Origin of the sequence: Paenibacillus sp. FSL R7-269 (assembly GCF_000517865.1) — a bacterium.
GTDB lineage: Bacteria > Bacillota > Bacilli > Paenibacillales > Paenibacillaceae > Paenibacillus_AQ.
Map to the genome: position 1 here is coordinate 25622 of NZ_ASPS01000060.1, position 17077 is coordinate 42698.

Annotated in this window: 16 protein-coding genes; 2 read left to right on the forward strand and 14 right to left on the reverse strand. The window is 53.5% G+C overall.

Annotated elements, in window-relative coordinates:
• Window positions 1–78: 78 nt before the first annotated feature.
• The 4 genes from C162_RS25230 to C162_RS25245 all read right to left on the reverse strand — a co-directional run bounded on the left by C162_RS25230 (window position 79) and on the right by C162_RS25245 (window position 3377).
• Window positions 79–789: a hypothetical protein gene (locus C162_RS25230; RefSeq protein WP_036699082.1), complete on the reverse strand. Its 711-nt coding sequence runs from the start codon at window positions 787–789 to the stop codon at window positions 79–81.
• The gene (locus C162_RS34630) at window positions 786–1730 is read right to left on the reverse strand and encodes an ATP-binding cassette domain-containing protein (RefSeq protein ID WP_076158431.1); all 945 of its coding nucleotides are present in this window, start codon (window positions 1728–1730) and stop codon (window positions 786–788) included. The genes C162_RS25230 and C162_RS34630 overlap by 4 nt, the downstream gene beginning before the upstream one ends.
• Window positions 1731–1935: 205 nt before the next feature.
• Window positions 1936–2283, reverse strand: a complete 348-nt coding sequence (locus tag C162_RS25240) for a four-helix bundle copper-binding protein (protein WP_036699084.1) — start codon at window positions 2281–2283, stop codon at window positions 1936–1938.
• A 95-nt stretch (window positions 2284–2378) separates the two neighbouring features.
• A complete protein-coding gene (locus C162_RS25245) occupies window positions 2379–3377 on the reverse strand; it encodes a CobW family GTP-binding protein (protein WP_036699086.1) in 999 nt (332 codons plus the stop codon).
• A gap of 183 nt (window positions 3378–3560) precedes the next feature.
• On the opposite strand from C162_RS25245, the gene C162_RS25250 reads away from it, so the two are divergent.
• Together C162_RS25250 and C162_RS35595 are read left to right on the forward strand one after the other, a co-directional pair.
• Window positions 3561–4076 carry a MogA/MoaB family molybdenum cofactor biosynthesis protein gene (locus tag C162_RS25250; RefSeq protein ID WP_036699087.1) on the forward strand — a complete coding sequence of 172 codons (516 nt, stop codon included), beginning with the start codon at window positions 3561–3563 and terminating at the stop codon, window positions 4074–4076.
• Window positions 4077–4185: 109 nt separating this feature from the next.
• Window positions 4186–4401 carry a hypothetical protein gene (locus tag C162_RS35595; RefSeq protein ID WP_084649044.1) on the forward strand — a complete coding sequence of 72 codons (216 nt, stop codon included), beginning with the start codon at window positions 4186–4188 and terminating at the stop codon, window positions 4399–4401.
• Between the two features lie 106 nt (window positions 4402–4507).
• Here C162_RS35595 and C162_RS25255 read toward each other — a convergent pair whose 3' ends face one another.
• The 10 genes from C162_RS25255 to miaB form a co-directional block, all read right to left on the reverse strand.
• The gene (locus C162_RS25255; protein ID WP_036699088.1) at window positions 4508–5107 is read right to left on the reverse strand and encodes a DUF1349 domain-containing protein; all 600 of its coding nucleotides are present in this window, start codon (window positions 5105–5107) and stop codon (window positions 4508–4510) included.
• The gene (locus tag C162_RS25260) at window positions 5107–6315 is read right to left on the reverse strand and encodes an MFS transporter (RefSeq protein ID WP_036699089.1); all 1209 of its coding nucleotides are present in this window, start codon (window positions 6313–6315) and stop codon (window positions 5107–5109) included. Before C162_RS25260 ends, C162_RS25255 begins: the two co-directional genes overlap by 1 nt.
• Window positions 6316–6563: 248 nt before the next feature.
• Window positions 6564–8870: a thiamine pyrophosphate-dependent enzyme gene (locus C162_RS25265; protein WP_036699090.1), complete on the reverse strand. Its 2307-nt coding sequence runs from the start codon at window positions 8868–8870 to the stop codon at window positions 6564–6566.
• Window positions 8871–8896: 26 nt separating this feature from the next.
• Window positions 8897–9907: a 2-oxoacid:acceptor oxidoreductase family protein gene (locus C162_RS25270; protein WP_036699189.1), complete on the reverse strand. Its 1011-nt coding sequence runs from the start codon at window positions 9905–9907 to the stop codon at window positions 8897–8899.
• Between the two features lie 395 nt (window positions 9908–10302).
• Window positions 10303–11532, reverse strand: coding sequence for a glycosyl hydrolase family 8 (locus C162_RS25275; protein ID WP_051493911.1), 1230 nt, complete (start codon window positions 11530–11532; stop codon window positions 10303–10305).
• Between the two features lie 356 nt (window positions 11533–11888).
• Window positions 11889–13340, reverse strand: a complete 1452-nt coding sequence (locus C162_RS25280; protein ID WP_036699092.1) for a nicotinate phosphoribosyltransferase — start codon at window positions 13338–13340, stop codon at window positions 11889–11891.
• A 57-nt stretch (window positions 13341–13397) separates the two neighbouring features.
• Window positions 13398–13949 carry a cysteine hydrolase family protein gene (locus C162_RS25285; protein ID WP_036699095.1) on the reverse strand — a complete coding sequence of 184 codons (552 nt, stop codon included), beginning with the start codon at window positions 13947–13949 and terminating at the stop codon, window positions 13398–13400.
• Window positions 13950–13996: 47 nt separating this feature from the next.
• A complete protein-coding gene (locus tag C162_RS25290; protein ID WP_036699096.1) occupies window positions 13997–14767 on the reverse strand; it encodes an NUDIX domain-containing protein in 771 nt (256 codons plus the stop codon).
• Between the two features lie 140 nt (window positions 14768–14907).
• Window positions 14908–15360 carry a RicAFT regulatory complex protein RicA family protein gene (locus C162_RS25295; RefSeq protein ID WP_036699099.1) on the reverse strand — a complete coding sequence of 151 codons (453 nt, stop codon included), beginning with the start codon at window positions 15358–15360 and terminating at the stop codon, window positions 14908–14910.
• Window positions 15361–15384: 24 nt separating this feature from the next.
• Window positions 15385–16935: a tRNA (N6-isopentenyl adenosine(37)-C2)-methylthiotransferase MiaB gene (gene miaB / locus C162_RS25300; RefSeq protein ID WP_036699100.1), complete on the reverse strand. Its 1551-nt coding sequence runs from the start codon at window positions 16933–16935 to the stop codon at window positions 15385–15387.
• Between the last annotated feature and the right edge of the window lie 142 nt (window positions 16936–17077).

Here is a 17077-nt window from a genome sequence, read left to right on the forward strand (position 1 = left end):
GCTACCGCTCCTACAGTTCCAAATTTCCCCTCCGTCACTTTTTTCAAATTGTAGATCTTCAAGTTCAAAGGACACAGCTCAGTTTGTTTTGTTATAGTCCATGCGGCCGGAACGGTAAATGTAGAATCCGGCAAGCAATATTATGTACGCCAATGCGTGGGCATAGGCTCCTAGCACGGAGGACACCGGCAGAGTCTCAGCATTCATCATTCGATCCATGACCGGGTATACCGGCGGCAGGAGAATGGACACAACAGGCCCAGGCACCACTTCAGCCACTTTACCGGCGCTAATCGATAGAATGAGGAGAATCAGCATCATTCCGGCCGCATATCCAGCCCGCGGTACCCACGAGGATTGCAGGTACAAGGATAGAGTGATCCCTAATAGTCCCATTAGAGCATGTCCGGCCAAACCAAGCAAGATCCGCTGAAGTCCGGCAGGTTCTTGGAAGCTTCCGGCCAACACCGGATAGATAACAATAACTACATCCAGCAGCAGCGTAAGCAAGATCATTGTAAGCAGACCGCCCATACTGTAGCGGCGGGCACTACGGAGCTGAACGATAACCACCTGCTTCTGCACCGCCTGCTCATGGTTAAGGAAGCTTAGGCCGAGCCACGCACAGGCTACGAATAGAAGGACTGCCGTTGCCGAGTAGCTGCTCATGACCGGGTTAGGCTTATAGGAATACAGAATTAATACCGCAATCATAATGCCGGCAACGGGTCCGAAGAACCGCTGGGAGACTGTATAACTGTGCAAAAAATAACCGATTAGCCCTTTCACCCGCGTTCACTCCCGCTCTGATCCTTGGGTTCCATCCACTCGGCCAGGTCATTTAATCCCCCGAGAGGCTTCACCGAAACTATAGAACCGCCCGCTGCAAGAATCTGCTTCAGGCAGGTATCTGACATTTGCTGATCTACAGTCAACCCTCTACTAGTTGTACTGGCGAAGTCCGGCTCCGGCAGCACGTGGATGACTCCAGGCAAGGCTTCCAGAGCCTGCTGGGCTTGTCCCGGCAGAGCTGTATAGACGATATTCACTACTGGAGCACTCTTCAGCTTCTCCGCTCCATGAATCGTCCGGATGGTCTGCCCTTCATGTAATACATATACTGTATCCGCGACAGCTTCGATGATCTGCGGTTCATGAACGGACAAGACGAGTGCTGTCCCCTCCGCCTTCAACTCCAGCAGAATATCGATAAGCTTATCTTGTGCCGGCAGATCCAGTCCCGACATGGGCTCATCAAGCAGGAGCAGCTGTGGCCGGATCAGCAGACTCTGGATCAGGTTAATCTTCTGCAGCATCCCCTTGGAGAAGCCTGCCAGCTTGCGGCTGCGGGAGGATTCGAGACTGAACAACTGCAACAGTTCGTTGATTCGGGACGCCGAAGCCGCTTCGGAGAGTCCGGCAATCCGGCCCATGAAGTGCAGATAGTCTTCGGCGGTGAGCTTCAAGCCGGGAAATGCTTCCGGTGCATAACCTGTGGTTATCGCCTGACGGTCACAGGTTAGAGCGCCGGAGGACAGCTTCAGCAGTCCCGCGAGGATGGACAACAGCGTACTCTTGCCGGACCCGTTGCGGCCAACCAGAGCCGTGGCCGTGCCAGGAAGAACCGTCATCGATATCCCGGTCAGTACCGGGCGGCTTCCATACCGCTTGCTTCCTTCGATAATTGTAATTAGAGGTGATGCATTCGTGGCTTTCAGGCCTCCTTCCATTCGTGCATGCCTATGGGCCGCACAGAACGGCAGCCTGATTATTCTCTTATGTAACATTCGCCGGAATGCCTTTATTCTCCTTTTTAATTTCCCGGTTCCATCCATTTCACATCAAAAAAACCAGAACTGTGCAGAATAAAGTCTGCAGCCGCTCTGGTTCCTGTTAAGTATTCAATGCAGTATATGTTAGTCCTAAAGGGTGATGTCAGGCGTAGACTTCAACAGCTTCACTGACCCTTCTGCAGGCCATGGCTGCATTGCGGCAGGTATCGATGCAATCCTGGCAATGGTTATGCTTATGACGGCTGCTCGTGTCCGCGCAGCGGTCACAGATGTCAGCGCATAATTTGAGGATTTCGGCCACGAACGGGCTTCGGCGGGTCATCGCTTGAATAGCGAAGGAGCAGATATCTGCGCATTCACGGTCCAGCTGGATGCTTTCCCGCAGATCGGCCAGATCATATTCCTTGAGGCTTGAGACATAGCTATAGTTACAGGCATCCATACATTTAATCAAAGCATTAATGCATTCCTGATATTGAATTCGGGTCATAGCCTTACAACCTCCTGCAATTAGTATAGGGTATGCCTATGTATTAACCTGCAAGAATAAGAACGAACCATTCATAAGGAACTGCAGATTGTTAACTATAGGCTTCGTTTGACCGCTGCGGGTCTGGTCAGCAGACGTCTCTCCAGGCGCAGAAGCTCCTTGCGCAGCTCACCGGAGGAGAAATGCTCACCGATGAATACCGCAACATCCGGCACCTCGCCCTGAGGCGTAATTCTCATGAAATCTGCCTCCCTGTAGGCGTACTGAAACAGAAACCGGCTAGAGGTATCGGTAAAAGTTACGATCCCCTTGGCCCGGTACACATCGCGCGGCAACTCCTTCACAAACCGTTCGAATTCCTCGCTGTTCACGGGATTCTGGAAATAATGGGTATAAGCCATCACATGATCATGTGAGGCGTGTATCGCTCCCTCAGTTCGGTTGTCCCCCGCTTCCCCGGCGGGCCGGTCTTCCATATGAACGGCTCCCACACTACCGAGCAGCACTTCCGGCTCCAGTCCACAACGTACCGCCGGCAGAATCCCCGCGTAGGCGTTCCACTTGCGCAATACCTCCGAGATTTCTGCAATCTCTGCGGCTTGAATGCGGTCTGTCTTGTTCAGGATCAGGACGGATGCACAGCGGATCTGCTCCTGCATCAGACGGTAGGTAGCCCCTTGCTGGGAGCGGTAGAGCTCCAGGAGATGGGCGGCATCGACGACGGTAATCAGCCCCTTCAGCTCCACCTGCTGATATAGAGAGGTCTCCGTTACGGCATCCACAATCTCCAGCGGGTTGGCTGCGCCCGTAGCCTCGATGATAACTACATCCGGCGATTCTTTCTTGACCAGCGTGGTCAGCTCCGTACTTAAGTCGCCCCTGCTCGTGCAGCAGATGCAGCCGCCCAGCATCTCTGCCATCGGCACAGACTGCTCCACCAGTAAGCCATCCAGATTCACCTCACCCAGCTCGTTCATGATTACAGCCGGCCGCAGGCCCTGAAGGTTCCAATGATCCAAGAGACGCTGTAGTAATGTGGTCTTGCCGCTGCCGAGAAATCCCGACAAGATATATACTGGTAATGACTGTTCCAAGTTTGCTCTCTCCCTGCCTCAATCGGTTATGGTAGCGAGTGTACTACAATGACCGCCTCTGTGCAAGGCGGCACTGCCTATGGAGGCTTACAGCAGCTTCCCCCGGAGCTTGTTATTGCTGCTTCCATCCCCTATCATGAGAAATATAAGCTGCACAGCAGATAAGAAAAGGAGCTGGTTCGTATATCATCCGTCGAAGAACACCGGAGCGAAGCCCCGGATTCAGTCGCTTGCTACATCATAACGGTCTCGGATACCCGGACCATCGATACGGACACCGGAGGGCCGCTGATCCAGAGTCTGCTGGAAGCCGCCGGTTATACCGTAATCGGCCGTACCATTGTCAAGGATGATTATGAGGATATCCGGGAGCTGGTCTACAAAAGCTCGGTACATTCCGGCATCGAAGCTGTGCTTCTGACCGGAGGGACAGGCATTTCCCCCCGTGACACCACCTATGAGGCCGTAGCCTCTCTGCTGGACAAGTCGCTGCCGGGCTTCGGAGAGATTTTCCGGCTGCTGAGCTTCACCGAAGATATCGGCTCTGCCGCCATGCTCAGCCGGGCCATAGCCGGGACGATCGGCAGTACTGCTGTCTTCTCCATGCCCGGCTCCACCGGTGCGATCAAGCTGGCCATGGAACGGCTGATCCTGCCCGAACTGCGCCATGTCATGCGCGAGATCTACAAGCGTTCCTGATGCGCAGCATGGACGGACACCTATTTTGCCGGAAAATAGACGAATGAACAAGCAGGCTCCTGCATAACGCGTATACTGGCATAAGTCCACTGCGAAGGAGCTGAGTGTAATGAGAAATTGTGCGAAATGTCCTGCTGAAACGGTTACAGATCCCACACAGGTTGTATATGAAGATTACTATCATCCCCAGGTGGTCCAGGTGGTCCACCATGTCGAGGTCGTCAGACGCCACCACTGTGTTCCGGTCCCTCACCATATCTACACTTATTCCGTCCGGGATGAAATGTGCGGTCCTACCGCAATGGTGCGCAGCAGAAGAAGATAGTCTAGTCTGCCTCTCCGGTCTATAAGATAGAATATTGCAAAAGGCAAAACCGCCGTCTGCGCTTGAAGGAAAGCACATCGGCGGTTTTGCCTTTGTCGGGGAAAGACTATACGATTGGCGGATCTGTATGAACGTCTGCATCGGGTGCTGTAGCCGCCCAGCGGGTGAAGGTGACCTGAAAGCCGGCACGCGTTGGAGCACACAGGAACGGTCCCGCTTGGCTGCCAGTCTCATAAGGGAACCGGGCAACGCGGATGGTCCGCCATGGATGATTCTCCGTTCGCGCTCTGAGGATTACCGCATCCTTCATCCGCGAAGCCCGGAGGGTAATCACCTCGCCCTTCCACTCGGGAACAGGGGACAATGACCAGTCAGAGTAACCGTCCGTCACAACTGCACTTATATGAGGAACACCGTCATTCAGCTCAATACCGGCCTTGATCCATTGCTCACCACTGTGCCATAGCATGATGCCTGCCTGGTCATACAGCTCCGTGAACCCGTCCAGCGCAAAGCTGATCTCTACCGCCTCTGCCTTATCCCATGGGGCAAGCAGAGCATGACCGTTGTCATGCTGGAAGCCGTACATCGTTTTTTCCCAGTAATCGCTGCCCTCCGCTGCATGGGCCACCAGTTGACCGTCCGCGGTCCTGCTTGACACCGGTTCATTGCTCCATGCTCCATCCTGCCAATCTATGAATCTCATTACAGGCTCACCTCTCCTTGTCGTTTGCTCATCATCCGGTTAATGATTTCAGAGCTTACTATCATCACTATGATATACCCAATCATTGCCGGCGGGAGAATCATGAAGGTACTCCGCGCCGCCGCCCAACCCAACAGTGGAGGCAGAAATGCACCGCCGGTGTATGCCAGTGCCATCTGATACCCCATAATCTTCTGCGAATGTTCCGCTCCGAACCGGGCGGGCGTCTCATGCAGCATGCAGGGGAAGATCGGTGCCGAGCCGAGGCCAATCAGAATAAAAGCGACCAGTGAATATACCGCCGGAAGCGGCAAGGCCAGCAGCAGCGCACCCGCGAGTGAAATCACCAGCCCGCCGCGAATCAGCGTACGGTTGCTGAACCGAAAGGTAATAAAGCCGGTAATAAGCCGCCCGGCCGTGATTCCGCCATAATAGAGCGAGACCCATCCGGCCGCCGTTGCCGGGGATACCTCCTTGACGTTCACCAGGTAACTGCTGCCCCATAGCCCCACCGTGGCTTCCACTCCGCAATAGAACAGGAAGGTGAGCATCGCCAGCTTTACGCCTTTGATCCGCAGCACCTTACCCTCAGCGGGAACGGCCGCAGGCCGGGAATCTAACTTCTCAGACATCTCTACAGGCTGCTGTCCGCCCCGTTTGCTTACCTTTGTCCACAGCGGGAGGCTGAAGAACAGTACCACGACTAGGGCGAACTGAATCATACTGACCGCGAAAAACCCCGTTCTCCAGGACTCGCCATTCGCAATATACCGCGACATCAGGATCGGCCCCAGCATAGCCCCGATTCCCCAAAAGCAATGCAGCCAGCTCATATGATGCGCTTTGTAATGAGTCGCCACATAATTATTCAACCCTGTATCGATCGAACCAGCCCCAAGACCTAGCGGTAAGGCCAGCATAGCCACCCAGAGGACCGAGGAGGAATAAGAGAAACCGAGCAGGGCCAGAGCGGTTACCGCCACGCTGATAAAAGTAACCATTCCCGTTCCGAGCCGCTTTAGAACTACACTGCTGGCCAAGCTTGAGATAATCGTCCCGGCGACCACTATCATCGACAGCAGTCCGGCAAGCTCGACCGGCGCTCCGAAATCCAGCCGGATAATCGGCCAGGCTGCGCCAAGCATCGAATCCGGCAGTCCCAGGCTGATGAACGCCAGATAAATAATGATTAAGAATACCGTTGCCATGTTATCCCCGCCTAACCTTCAATGATCGTTGAACTCCCCCACCTGTAGCGTGGCGGCTTGACCTCGAAACCACTTTTTAAACTGTCTTTCGCCTCGTTACTATATTACTTTATAAAAGTATTTTAATAAATAGTTTTTTCGGGTTATTGCAGCTGCAAATAACCCGGCAGAGTGACTCTGCCGGGCGGGTGCTAACTTTAGCTGTTGCGTATGCTTATGAATGCTAAGCTTCCAATAGATCTTACACCTTACAAGTCAGGATGCTCATGCTTCGCTTTGAGGCGGCTCCAGCGGCGCTGAACTTCACCCTCGAAGCTGCGCAGAGCCGGTTCATTCTCCGGCTTCAGCAGATGGCGGGTCTTGCCCATCGTCTTCAGCCAGGCGGATACTTCAATCCGTTTGTCCTTATCTTCCGGGTTGTAAGTGATACTTGTAATTCCCTGCTCAACTTCATATAGCGGGAAGAAGCAGGATTCGACAGCCAGGGACACGATATCTGTGCCGTCCTTGTCTTCGCTCATCCAGTTCAGCGGACAAGCAATGAGAATCTTGCCGTAGACCAGACCTTCATTTTGCGCGTACCACTGGGCTTTTGCCGCTTTTTTCAGCATATCCTGCGGATAAGCTTCACAGCCGGTGAAGACATAAGGAATGTTAGTAGCCGCCATAATCTGCGCTGTATCCTTGTGCTGGGTCAGCTTGCCCTGTTGAGTTTTGCCGATGCTTGAAGTAGAAGTACGGTGTCCGAGCGGTGTGGAATAGGACTGCTGTGCACCCGTATTCATGTACCCTTCGTTATCGTATTCTACGATGATCATCTTGTGGCCGCGCAGCGCTGCACCAATCGCAGGACCCATTCCGATGTCCATCCCGCCGTCGCCGGTAACCATAACGAACGTGAAGTCTTCCTTCAGCCCCAGCCCGTCAAGCTCACCGCGGCGTTTGCGTTCCCAGAACATCTCAACCACACCGGACAGTGTAGCCGCACCATTCTGGAACAGATTGTGGATGAACGTCGATTTATGGGAGGAATACGGATAACCGGTAGTCGTTACCATCGCGCAGCCGGTGTGGTAGAGCGCTACGATATCGCCTTCGATCCCTTTGAAGAACAGCTCCAGCCCGGAGAAAATCCCGCAGCCCGGACATGCGCCGTGCCCTGGAGACAGACGTCTTGGCTTCTTCATCAGCGAGCGGACCGGCGGAACCCGTACACTCAGCTTGCCGGTCTCTTCGTTCTGGGTTACCGTGATCAGGCCGGTCTTCAGCTTATCGAAGTCCATCGGCTTCAAGAGACGCTTCGGCGCATTCTCCGGCGCTCCCGGATTGTGGCCATAGTAATCGAACGGAATCTCTACACGGTCTGCAACAACGGCATCCATAGCCAGCTGGAAGAAGTGGTGTCCGTCTTCGGCGTAGAAGTCTTTACCGCCAAGTCCGTAGATCCGGCTGATAACCTTAGTCGTTGTATTACCGTAAGTGAACAGTGCTGCCTTAATCTCGTTCACCATATTACCGCCGTGTCCGCCAACCGAATCTGCACGGTCACCTACAGTGATGGCTTTGACATTCTTCAGCGCTTCGGCAATCTGCTTCTGCGGGAACGGGCGGATCATGTTCGGGGAGATCGCTCCTGCCTTGATTCCCTGCTCGCGGAGCTGATCGACTACGTCCTTAATGATCTCCGAAGCGGAGTTCATCAGGAAGACAGCGACATCGGCATCCTCCATCCGGTACTGCTCGATCATCTCATAATGGCGTCCGGTCAGCTCTGCGAATTCCTGGGCAATTTCTTCAAAGACTTCACCCGCATTGTACATCGCAACGGATTGCTGATAGCGGTTGTTGATGTAATCCGGTTCATTCATGTAAGGTCCCACAGTGACCGGGTTATTGCGGTCAAGGGTATCGGTGAAGCCTGCAGGCGGCTGTTCGCCAACGAACTTGTGGACATCCTCACGGTGGGCAAAAGCCTGCACCCGGCGCTTCTGGTGCGAAGTGAAGTAACCGTCAGAGGCCACCATTACCGGCAGCCGGACCTTGGCGTGTTCTGCCAGCTTCAGCGCCATCAGGTTCATATCATAGACCGACTGCGGATCACGGCACATCAGGATCGGCCAGCCGGTGTTCAGGGCAAAATACAGATCCGAGTGGTCTCCGTGAATATTCAGCGGTCCCGAGATCGAACGGCACACCAGGTTCATGACCATTGGCATCCGTGTACCTGCTTGTACAGGCAATTGCTCCAGCATGAACATATACCCTTGAGCGCTGGTTGCGTTGAACACACGGCCGCCTGCCGTCGAAGCGCCGTAGCAGATCCCGGCGGAGCTGTGCTCGCCGTCGGACGGTACCAGCATAATATCATGCTGGCCGCTGGCCTTCATCGTATCGAGGAACTGGGCCACCTCAGTCGATGGGGAGATCGGGAAATAACCCATGACATGATAGTTAATCTGATGCGCGGCATAGGCCGCCATTTCATTGCCGGACTCGTATAGGAATTTCTGCTCCACCTTGGCGGAGCCTAGTTCTTTTTCATAATCAATAGCCACAATGTATTCCACCTTTCTTCCGGGTTTTAGACTGGAGTTACCAGATCGAACTGATGCTTCACGGTATGGCTGTCTGCGAAGCCTTCCTTCTCTCTCATGCTGGATAATGCTGAGGTCGGGCAGGCACCGATACATTTCAGGCAGCCTTTACAGTACTGGTAATCAATACCAAGCAGGAACATCTGCGAACGGCCCTTGCGGTCCAGGCGCTCTTCCCACACGAAGCATTGGTCGGGACATACCGTGTCACACTGTGCACAGTTGATACAGGACTCGATCTCAAATGCCGGAAGCATACCGGAACGGGAGATACTGAGGTTCTTCAGGAAGCTGCTGCCCGGGTTCGTGATCGTTCCGCCGATCGGCTGAGTCTCATAACCGAGAGCCGAGATATCCGAACGTACATATTCCGGCATAGTGTCGCCGGCAGCCAGCTCGAACTGCATGAATTTCACTTCATTGTAGCCGCGCTCGAAGGTGGAGATGGCCGACTGGACGGCCTGCGGATATTTTTTGCCGAGAGACTTCTCAATGACGCCCTTCATAATATCCGTGTCAAGGAACGGGCAGAGCCGGAACAGCGCCCCAAGCATCGCCATATTAACTCGGTTCTTCTCCTTGAGCGCGATGCTGGTAGCATCGATCACCGCAATCGTGCCGGCTTTCATCTTCAGCAGTTCTCTGAGTTCGTCCGGCGTCTTGGCCGAGTTCACAAGAACGGTGCTGTGTTCATGAATTCCGCTGGTTACATTAACGGTCTTGGCAAGTGCTTCGTGGAACACGCCTACAACATGCGGACGCTCGACCGGCGAAGTATCACGGATATGGGTATCCATATCACAGAAACGAATGTGAGCCTTAACCGCAGACCCCTTCTTCTCCGAACCGTACGATGAGAAGCTGACGCCGTTAAGCCCTGCGCCGACCACTCCTGCTTCCGCCAGCATTTTACCTGCCAGGTTCGCGCCCAGGCCTCCAATGGACTCCAGACGAATCTCAAAGAATCCCAGCTCATTTACTATTGGCAATTGTACCACCGACATAACCCCTTTCTTAGTACATCCTTTTGACTTTTTCAACGATTGTAACTTGATTTTGTAAGCCGCGAAGTGACATATCTTGCATTTTCCACACTCAGGAAATCACAATTCTTTATAGATTTATGCAGGTTTCTTTATACGCGACAGTGCGGTGTTATTTCAATAGAAGGAAAGCTTCCATGAAAACGGCAAAATGTGAAAATTCTGTGTAATTCCGCACTTTCCTAAGCAAGCTGTGGATGAGATGTCATCCTTAATTTAGCAATAAAATTAAAAATTAAGATGTTAAAAATATCACAGAAATAATGATATATATCACAGGTGCCTGGTACCAAAAGAAAGAAACTCCTGTCCGCTCAAGGAAGGAGTTCCATCTTCATTACTATTCCTGCTTAGTAAGCCCACCAATTTCCAGACATGACAATCATCGAGAACAGCTTAAGGCTGTCTTCATAATAATTCTCTGGTGCGCTGTTAGCTGTATGGCTCCAGAGGGAGTTCAGCCAGCTCTGGTTCGCGGATGAGGTCATTGCACCCACACCGAAGGGGCCGTAAAAGGCTCCGCTGTTGTAGCTGCCGAAGGTGGTTCCGTCGAGCTTGTAGCCATCCTTGATATTGCCTGGTGTGCCTCCTGTCTTGGTCTTAATCCAGGTGTTAAGCTGAGTCAACTGGGATAAGGCACGATTGTCGCCGGTGAGCAGGTAATCGGTGGTGATCCGCCATGGAACCCGGCACGAATTATAGTTGTAATCCCCGTCACGCTGAGATTCCAGGAAGTTCGCGGCAGCTGGCTGATACGTATTGTTAGAATAGACTACGAAGTCAGGAAGCAGACCGGTTGTGGAGCTATAGCCGCTATATAGGCTGTTGATCAAGGTATAAGTCTTGTTCGTTACGTTCTGCCAGCGGGCATCCCCCGTAGCGGCCTGGAAGGCTTTGAAATGATTCACCATGAAATCCGACGGGCGGGTGGCTGTGTTATAAGAGCCGCTGTTCGCCCAGTCTCCGAGACGGATTGTCCACTGGGACTGATTGATATCATTATTCATGATAGCGTTGATAATATTGGTCGCAGCCTGCAAATAGTTTACAGTTCCGCTGCTTCCCCATTGCTTATGAGCGAGCAGCAGAGAGTAAGCGATATCCAAGTCGCCGTCTGTGGCCGAGTTCTGGCCTTCGACATTCTGGAAGCTGCTGTTCTGCTTCCAGGACATCAGGTAAGGATTAATAGAGCTGGGATGCTCGGTGTAATAATTATAGAGTCCATTGTAATAGGTCTGCGCATTGCCGTCATAGCCGGCCATCAGAACGGTGAACAGCATCCCGTAGCCCTGTGCTTCAGATACGGTCTCCCCGTTCGAATTATACTTCACATAATACTTCCCGGTGCCGGCCGGCTTGAGGTACGTCCCCTTCCAGGCATCCCATTTGGTCTTCACCGCATTATCAAGTGCAGTCTGGCTTACATGATTCGGCTTAATAGTTCCGCTGGTGTAGACCGTATGCTGCGGGAACGGCTTGTTCACAGCGGCGAAGGCAGATCCGGCAGGCAGGATGAAGATGGCCAGACATAGAAGCAGCAGACTTGCCCAGTGCAGCTTGCGCTTGGTTTGCTTGTTCATAATTCTTTCACTCCTCAACAGTTAGTGGATTGATAACGTTATAGAATTGCTTGTCTCACAAATGGGCAATGGCAGGAAAAGCTCACCTCCTACACCGAGAGTGGCGGCTACATGAATGAGGTAGCAGATATAATGAGATTGAGGGCGGATTGTAGAGCGCTTACAATTTTGTTGCAAAAACCGATCTCTTTCTTCCATTTTTGTCATTTGTAACATATTCAATATATGATTTCATAGACTTGCTGTCAATAAGCAGATGGCCGCTCACACAAAAAGCCCTCTCAAACCGCCGGGTTCACACGGCAGGCCTGAGAGGGCTGACTATATTCTTGTTCTAATGAAATGCGGACCAGGTTCTACTCCACATCGGTAATCATATGCTCTGCAATCAGCTGCTGCTTGCGGTTCCATAGCTGCTCGCTGAGATTCACGCGGAAGACTTCCGGGTTCAGCTTACGCAGATACTCCGGCCAAAACAGGTCAAGCTGCTCCTGATGGTAGCGGCGGATCTCCGCCAAATCCGGCAGGGTATAGACCTGGAAGCCGTTCACCACAATCGGCTCCAGCATCCGCACCGCGTCGTAACGCTCCACATGCTTCTTCATATAAGGATGCAGCGGGTTGAACAGCTTCAGCCGGACACCGCTGCGGGGCGCAGGCTCATCCGCGAAGCTGATATAATCAGCCAGCGCTTTGCCGTTCTGGCCGATAATGCGGTAGACTTCCTTTTTGCCGGGCGTAGAGACCTTCTCGGGATTGGAAGAGATCTTGATCGTAGGGATCATCTCGCCGCCGGGTGCTTCAATCTCGACCAGCTTGTAGACGCCGCCCAGTGAAGGCTGATCCGAAGCGGTAATCAGTTGGGTTCCGACTCCCCATGTGTCAATTGCCGCCCCTTGCGACTTCAAGTTCATGATGGTGTTCTCATCCAGATCATTGGAGGCCACGATCTTCACATACTGCAGCCCGGCTTCATCCAGCATCTCGCGCGCCTTGCGGGACAGATAAGCCAAGTCACCGCTGTCCAGCCGGATGCCGTTCATCCGCTTGCCTTGCGCCTCCAGCTTCTTCGCCGTGTTGATCGCATTCGGCACACCGCTGCGCAGGGTATCGAACGTATCCACCAGCAGCGTCACGCCGTCCGGCATCACTCTCGCATAAGCGTCGAACGCCTCCTGCTCGCTCGGGAAGCTCTGCACCCAGGAATGGGCATGGGTGCCCTTCGTAGGGATGCCGAATTTCTTACCGGCCAGCATATTAGAGGTCGCGTGGAAACCGCCGACATAAGCGGCACGGGCGCCCCAGACTGCGGCATCCGCTTCCTGTGCGCGGCGTGTTCCGAACTCCAGCAGCGTGTCGTTAGGGGCCACCTGCTTGATCCGCGACGCCTTGGTAGCGATCAGCGTCTGATAGTTCATGAAGTTAAGGATCGCAGTCTCGACCAGCTGCGCCTCCATAATTGTGCCTTCGACCCGGATCAGCGGCTCATCCGGGAATACCAGGGCCCCTTCCTTCATGGAATGGAGACTGCCCTGGAAATGGAACTGCAGCAGCTCCTCCAGGAAGGCCGGCGCATAATTCTCCTCCTGTTCCGACAGGTAGCGGATATCCTCTTCCGTGAACCGCAACTCCGCGATGTACTGGGCAATCCGCTCCAGCCCGGCGAACACAGCGAACCCGTTGCCGAACGGCAGCCTGCGGAAGTAAGCTTCGAATACTGCCCGGCGTTTGTGTGTGCCATTCATCCAGTGGGCATACATCATATTAATCTGGTATTTGTCTGTATGTAGAGCAAGTTCTCTCCTCAAGTCCTCATCTCCTAGTCGTTACACTGTTGTTATTCGGGTTCTGTCCCAGATGATGTGTTACTGCTCTCCTAACGCCGTGACAACCTTCGCGCCAAGACTGCCGCGGAAATGTCCAAGCGCCCAAACATGACCGTCAGGATTGAAGCTGGCGACGGCATCCTCATGGACCGTAATCCCGAAGCCGTGGTTGTAGGCATCCACTGCCGTATGCAGCACACAGATATCCGTGCAGACCCCGATCAGATGCACCTCGGTAATCCCCCGCTCACGCAGCTTCAACGCAAGATCCGTGCCGCAGAAGGCGCTGTAACGTGTTTTGTCCATCCAGTAGATAGCTTCCCGATTCTCCTCGTAGACAGCCTTCAGGCTGCCGTACAGCTCACGCCCCTGGCTTCCCCGCAGATTATGCGGCGGAAACAGCTTGGCCTCCGGGTGGTACGGGTCATCGGCTTCATGCAGATCTACAGCCATCACCACATAGTCCCCGCTGCGCACGAATTGCTCCGTCAATTCACTGACTCTGGGCGCAATATCGATGCCAGGCTGGCCGACAGGCAGGTTCCCGTCAATGAAATCATTCGTGAAATCAATTACAATCAGTGCTCTCATGGTAGGATAGCCTCCTAAAAGGTAATGGGCCTGCACTTCCCGGCAGCTTACGTATAAATGGATAATAACGGCTCATGGTCCGTGAACATATAGAGCTGTGCCGGGCGCTGGGAGTATTGATTGGAGCTGAGCGGATTCCCCGCTTCATCGCTCACTTCTTTTAATATACCCTGACGGCTGCGTGTTGACGTAATTTTGCGGATAAAATTCGGTTCTTTGAATTCCGGCACCACCGTCTGGATCACCTGGTACAGCTCGCTCAGCGTGAAATGGCGCGGCAGGAACTGCCGGGCAATCGTCGTCTGCAGCATCTGCTGCTGAATCCGCAGGTAGGCATCGGTAATAATATCATGGTGGTCAAAAGCCAGCTCCAGCTCCTCCAGCGCTTCCTGCAGTGTGAACAGGCCAACCTCGCCTGCATCATCCGAAGCCTGCCGCTGCTCCAGCATCCACTCCTCGACCAGTGCAAAGAAGGCATGGCTGATAATCCAGCCGCGCGGATCACGGCCCGGCTGGCTGTAGACGCCGAGATATTCCAAATGTCCGCCGTCCACGCCTGTTTCTTCCTTCAACTCGCGCGTAGCGGCATCATAGATCGATTCATCCTCCTGGCAAAAGCCGCCCGGCAGGGCCCACATGCCTGCACACGGCCATTTTTTGCGCCGGACCAGCATCACCTTCAGCTCGCGCAGCGGCAACGTCTTCGTGACGGTCTTCCGCTCGCGCTTGGTTAGTGTAAACATGACAATATCCGCCGGAACGCCATCCGGTGTGCGGTACTTCTTGGCGTTATAGGTTTGTTCCGCGTTCTCAGTCACTATAGATCATCCTTTGCCGTGCTATTGTTTGTTGTTCGTATCTTTTAATGTACCAAACCTGTCCGCCCAAAATCAACCTGAGCCGGCCCGCTTGCTATGTAAAAAGGGACGGATTCACATCCGCCCCCGGGGTGTTCGCCTTAATCTCCGCATGTGGACGGCGGCGCCTCGGTGCCTGCTTCCACATTGATTTTATCCGAAACGGTATCCCTGATCACTGAAATCACCATCTGCAGCAGATAATTGATATCGCTCTGGCTCTGCTGGAACTCGTTCACAACCGGGATACTGTCGATTTCATCCTGCAGTTCTTCGATCTCACGTTCAATCTTCTCGACCATGGCCTGGTTCTTGAAGCTCTCGAACGCCACGATCTCCTTCTGCTTCTTCTTAATCGTAGCAATGAGTCCCTGCACACGCTCGTGATTCAGAATCTTCTGCTCAGCCTGCTGGAAATGACGGACCTCCTCACTGGTGGAGATGAGTGCAGCCAAGTCCTTCGCCTTGCCCATAATATCCTCCCGGACAATTAAATCACGGGTATTGTGGGTCTGCATGCCATATTCATTCAGTCGTGCTTCTTCCTGGCTCATTCTTCTCGCCCCATTTCTCTATAATTAGAGGACCGCTGCGGCTTCCGCCAGATAGTCCCCCTGGATGTACCAAGTCTTCGCGCCGGTAATGCTCACCTGCACCAGCGTGCCGATCAGGGAGGACGGGCCTTCAAAATGCACCAGCTTACTGTCACGGGTACGTCCGGCCAGCATCCGGGCATTATTCTTGCTCTCGCCTTCCACCAATACCTCCACCCGCCGGCCCAGCATCCGTTCATTCCCCAGCCGGCTCTGCTCCTTGATCAGATCATTCAGACGCTGGAGACGCGCGCTCTTGACCTCTGACGGAACATTATCGTCCATGCCGGCTGCCGGAGTCCCTTCACGCGGAGAATAAATGAAGGTATACGCCATATCATACCCTACTTCGCGCACCAGGGACAGTGTCTCCTCGAACTGCTCCTCCGTCTCACCGGGGAAGCCGACAATAATATCGGTAGTCAGCACCGCATCCGGCACGTTTTCCTTAATTTTACGGACCAGCTCCAGATAGGCTTCACGGGTATATTTGCGGCTCATGCGCTTCAGCACAGCTGTGCTTCCCGACTGCACCGGCAGATGGATATGCTCCACCAGATTGCCGCCTTTGCCCAGTACATGAATCAATTTGTCGTCAAAATCACGCGGATGCGAGGTCATGAACCGGATACGCGGAATATCGATTCCCCGCATCTCGTCCATCAGGTCGCCGAAGGTATAATCAATGTCGGTAAAATCCTTGCCGTAGGCATTCACATTCTGCCCCAGCAGCGTTACTTCCTTGAACCCTTGGCGGGCCAGCTCCCGCACCTCGGCAATGACATCCTCCGGACGTCTGCTCCGCTCCTTCCCCCGGGTGAACGGCACAATGCAGTAGGTACAGAATTTGTCGCAGCCGTACATAATGTTCACCCAGGCACGCAGACCCTCCCGCTTCTTCGGCAGATTCTCAATGATGTCGCCTTCCTTGGACCAGACCTCAATGACCAGCTCACGGCTGAACACCGCTTCCTTGATCAGCTCCGGCAGGCGGTGGATATTATGTGTGCCAAAGATCAGATCCACGAAGCCGTACCGGCTCATGATCCGGTTGACCACGCCCTCCTCCTGGGACATACAGCCGCAGATCCCCAGGAGCAGGCCGGGCTTCTCGAGCTTCAGTGTTTTGAGATGGCCCAGTTCTCCGAATACCTTATCCTCCGCATTCTCGCGGATCGCACATGTATTAAGTAAAATAATATCAGCTTCGCTGCGTTCTTCCGCCGCCTGGTAACCGAGCTGCTCCAGCATTCCCTTCATCGTCTCCGTGTCATGTTCATTCATCTGGCAGCCGTAGGTGGTAATATGATAGCTCTTGCCTGCACCGAAATCTGCCATCTCCGGTGGAATGTCGAAATGATAGTGCACCTCGATCTCTTCCTTGCCCCGCCGCTTGCCCTCCTTGTAATCGGGCTGGCTGTTGATCTGTACGTTTCTGCCTTTGATCCGGTAAGTGGTCTTGCCTTCAGTCTCGCTGATGATCTTGGCATCTGTGAAATCGAAATACTGCCCGTAATCCTTGCTCCCCTTCGCCATGCTAACGTCACATCCTCTGCTGATGTCCCCATATTTTCCGTGCTTTTCTAATGTCAAATTATATCATAAGAATCCCAATAGATACCATTCTATGTCCGGGTCAAGTTGGATTTAAAAGCTTTACTATAACGTATACGTTATC